Origin of the sequence: Corynebacterium sp. HMSC073H12 (assembly GCF_001837775.1) — a bacterium.
GTDB lineage: Bacteria > Actinomycetota > Actinomycetes > Mycobacteriales > Mycobacteriaceae > Corynebacterium > Corynebacterium amycolatum.
Genome location: NZ_KV834031.1, coordinates 1 through 4,191, shown reverse-complemented (window position 1 = coordinate 4,191; position 4,191 = coordinate 1). Strand labels below are relative to the sequence as shown.

The following is a 4,191-nucleotide window of genomic DNA, read 5'->3' as shown; positions in this document are numbered from 1 at the left end:
AATTTCTGACCGTTTTCGTCATAAACTCAGGCACTAACTCGCATCGCCCCGGCGCCGCCAGCCATAACCGAGGTCACTAACTCGCATTGGCGGCTAAGTAGGGCTAAGTAGCAAAAGGTACCCACCCAGCGTCACGCCGACCGGACACACTTTTTGCTACTTAACTCACTATTTATTTTGCGGCTATGCAGTTCGCGACTTACTCTGCTAGCTGCAACCGAGCCTGCTGAGCTGCGGCCACCAATACCTTCAGTGAAGCCGTAACCTCGTCCCAACCTCGGGTCTTTAGACCACAGTCCGGATTAATCCACAGGAGGTTGGGGTCAACGCTTTCGAGCGCATCTTCCACGAGCTGGTAGACTTCTCCGTCCGTCGGCACGCGAGGCGAGTGGATGTCCCAGACGCCTGGACCAATCCCGCGAACGTATCCCTCATTTTTCAGCGCTGCGAGCACCTGCATACCGTTGCGAGCTGCTTCGATGGACGTGACATCGGCGTTGAGATCATCGACGGTGTCGATAAGCTCATTGAAGTCCGAGTAGCACATATGCGTGTGAATCTGGATGTCGTCAGCCACACCAGAGGTAGCCAGGCGGAAGGACCCCACAGCCCACTTCAGGTAGGCGGGCTGGTCGGCTTCATTCAGTGGTAGCAACTCGCGGATGGCGGGCTCGTCGACCTGTACGATCTGCGCTCCAGCGGCCACGAGATCTGCAATCTCATCGCGCAGAACCAGCGCAACGTTATCCGCAGTGTCACCAATGGGCTGGTCATCACGGACAAACGACCATGCCAACATGGTCACCGGCCCGGTGAGCATTCCCTTGACGGGAAGGTCAGTCATGTTTGCTGCAGCCTTGTACCACTGCACCGTCATCGGCTCTGGCCTGGTGATATCACCGTAGAGAATCGGCGGCCGCACGCAGCGGGAACCGTAGCTTTGGACCCAGCCATTGGTGGTGGCAAGGTAGCCGTCCAGCTGCTCCGAGAAGTACTGGACCATGTCGTTGCGCTCAGGTTCACCGTGAACCAGCACATCGAGCCCCAGTTCTTCCTGCTGTTCAATGGCAGATCGAATTTCAGCGAGCATTGACGACTCGTAGTCAGCTGGGGTGAGCTCTCCCGAGCGCAGCTGTGCACGTGCACGTCGAATGCTATTGGTCTGCGGGAAGGAACCGATTGTGGTGGTCGGCAGCGGAGGCAGGTTAAGGGTCTCAGCCTGAGCCGCCTGGCGAGCTGCAAACGGGGAACGGTTACGGTCGCTATCCTCGATTGCCGCCAAAGCTTCACGAACTTCAGGCTTAACAATCCGCTTCGATTCTGCCCTCGATGCCAGTGCTGCCCGGGACTCCCTCAACACCTTCAAATCCGCGGCATCGAGTTGACGGTCATTCAACTTGGCATCAAGCGCCCTCGCCAAGAGGGTCACCTCGGCGATTTTCTCATCGCCGAAGGCCAGCCACTGCAGCACCTCGGCTTCTTCTTCGCTCGGGTTTTCCGAGGCCAGGGAGTACGGGACATGTAGCAGCGAACAGCTAGTCGACACCGCGATGGGGCCTCGAGCTGCCAGCTTCTCCAGCGTCGCCAGGGCTGCATCCAAGTCGGTGCGCCACACATTACGACCATCGACGATTCCCGCGACCAGCAGTTCCTTGCCAGTCCAATGCGGCAGCTCGGCGCTACCAGCTACCAGGTCGCAACCAATGGCCTGCACGCCTGTGCCAGAAAGGGTTTTCAGTGCCTGACCACCATCACCAAAGTAGGTCTGCACCCACAATTTGGTATTTGCAGACTCCGACACGCCAGCCAATTTCTCGTAGACCTGGCGAGTCCTAGCAAGTGTCACTTCGTCGAGGTCAGTGACCAATACCGGCTCATCGAGCTGAATCCACTCAAAGCCTTTCTCTCCCAGTTGAGCAATGACGTCAGCGTACGCATCGGTCAACTTTTCCAAAAGGCCAAGTGGGTTAGAACCATCGTCGGTACGCGACAGGCTCAAGTAGGTCACTGGACCAATCAAATGTGGACGCAACATGGTTGTGGCGCCATTGTTCAAGCTGCAGGAATCGTCCAACCAGTCAGTGAGGTCGATGGTGAATTCCGTATTGGCCGACAGTTCCGGAACGATGTAGTGGTAATTAGTGTCGAACCACTTGGTCATTGCGGATGCCGGCTGCGTCTTTGTACCGCGAGCGGTGGCGAAGTAGTGGTTAATCCATCCTGGCAGATTGGAACCGTCCGTTTTCGGGGCATCCTGGAAGCGGGCTGGAAGCACTCCAAGCAGCGCCGATGTATCCAGCATGGAGTCGTAGAACGAGCGCCCAATTGTCGGAACCGAGTCGATTCCCGCCTTCAGCGCCGCGCCGATGTAGCTATTGACAGTATTGCGCGCCGTCGCGGCCAGCAAGCCGCCGGTCGCCGGGTCGCGCCAGTAGTTTTCCAGAGCTCTTTTGAGCTCACGATTACGCCCTATCCGCGGAATGCCCGCGAGGGTTGCGTGAATTGCCATGATCTCGTGATTTCCTCGTCAGTCGTGATCAGCATCGGATATGAAATTGCACAACCGGCAGGCATTCGGACTTGTCATCACTGCAAGATTGGTTATCAACGCGTCGGATAAACCAAAGCTCTGGCAGTGATGCTTACCGTTGCGGGACAGTTCCGGACTTGCACCGGGATTCCCCTGCATAACTCGAGGGTCTCATGCACGCTAGGTTCCAAAACACACCTTGCGCGGAAAACGTGCGATATGCAGCACTTTCCTTTATGAACACCTTCGAGGCGGCTGTGGATGTGAAGTATATCGCAATATACAAATATCTCATTCACTTAGCCCCCCTCCCCGAGCCTTTGCTTTGATGCTCTCCTGCTGGGGCCAATGTGATTATGCTCGTAGTCATAAAGACTATTCATCCCACCTCTTTCAAGGAGTGACCTCGAGTGACCCAGGCTTCCGACACTTCCCTGAGGGGTGCCAAGATTCCGTTCGATGGCCCGGTCCAGTCAGGCATTGAACAGCCCGGCCAGGCACACCTGCGCCTCGTCGCATTAGACCTGAAGGATGGCATCGACGCAGCGGGTCTGAAGGACTTATTCTCCTCGCTTACCGACGTTGCCCGCCGCCTCACCCAAGGCCAGGACATCGAGGGGTATCTGGAACCGGAAATGGTCGCAGCCACCGCAAATCTGACCATTACCGCCGGTTTCGGTGAGCCCATCTTCGACATCCTGGGCAAACCAGAGCGCAAGCCCGCTGGCCTGCACGATATCCCCGCTTTCCAACACGACAGGCTTCGCCCGGAATGGGGCCAGTCGGACTTTGTGTTGCAACTGTGCGGTGACGACCTAGTCACCGTTACTGCCGCGGCCCGCCTGCTGGAAAAGAAAGCAGCTCCGTGGGCTCGCGTGAAGTGGTTCCAGAAGGGCTTCTCCTACGCCTGGGGCTCGCAGCCACACGGCGCTACCCCACGCAACCCGCTGGGTCAGCTCGACGGCACCGTCAACCCGTCCACTCCGGATGAATGGTCCGAACAGGTGTGGATCGACTCCAAGGACAAGGCGATTAACAACTCCTGCGTGATGGTCGTTCGCCGTATCGCACTCGACCTGAACAATTGGGATGAGCTCAGCACCGACGAACGCTCCATCGTTATCGGCCGTGACTTCCACACCGGCGCTCCTCTTTCCGGCGGCAACGACGAGTTCGACGAAGAGGACATGGACGCCATCGATGACAAGGGAGAGTACCTCATCCACCGCCAGTCTCACTTGGCACTGTCCCGTGAGCAAGATGGCCAACCTGACGACGCCCTGCGCCGCCGCGCCTATGCATACGAAGACCAGCCCGGTGAGCCGGCCTTCCCGTTCCAAGGACCGAACGTTGGCCTGGTCTGGGTTGCATTCCAGAAGAACCCGGACAACCAGTTCAGCGCAATCCAGGCCCGTTTGGATCGCGGTGACCTGCTCAATGAGTGGAACCGCCACATCGGCTCCGCTGTGTATTGGATCGCCCCTGGCACCACCCCAGATTCCTACTGGGGCCAGGAGCTGATTGAAGGGTAGAGGCTGCAAGCTGGCGTGCTACGGGCTAAAGCCTGACGGACTAAAAAGCTGGCGGGCTGCAAATGTGAAACTGACCGAGTTTATGACACTTTCGGGCAAAATTTCTGACCGTTTTCGTCATAAACTCAG

At 57.6% G+C, this 4,191-nt stretch carries 2 protein-coding genes and 1 riboswitch; of the genes, one reads left to right on the top strand and one right to left on the bottom strand.

Translation table 11 applies throughout. From position 1 onward, the window contains the following. Positions 1-199: 199 nt before the first annotated feature. Entirely contained in the window at positions 200-2,509 is a 2,310-nt protein-coding gene (gene metE, locus HMPREF2708_RS03750) for a 5-methyltetrahydropteroyltriglutamate--homocysteine S-methyltransferase (protein ID WP_070832541.1), read from the bottom strand. A gap of 38 nt (positions 2,510-2,547) precedes the next feature. Continuing rightward, positions 2,548-2,730, bottom strand: a riboswitch (cobalamin riboswitch). Positions 2,731-2,940: 210 nt separating this feature from the next. On the opposite strand from metE, the gene HMPREF2708_RS03745 reads away from it, so the two are divergent. Next, positions 2,941-4,062, top strand: a complete 1,122-nt coding sequence (locus HMPREF2708_RS03745) for a Dyp-type peroxidase (protein ID WP_070832540.1) — start codon at positions 2,941-2,943, stop codon at positions 4,060-4,062. The last annotated feature ends 129 nt before the right edge of the window (positions 4,063-4,191 follow it).

Bases quoted from the DNA above. Each gene is read 5' to 3' on its own strand.
- metE (WP_070832541.1), bottom strand. From the start codon at position 2,509: ATGGCAATTCACGCAACCCTCGCGGGCATTCCGCGGATAGGGCGTAAT.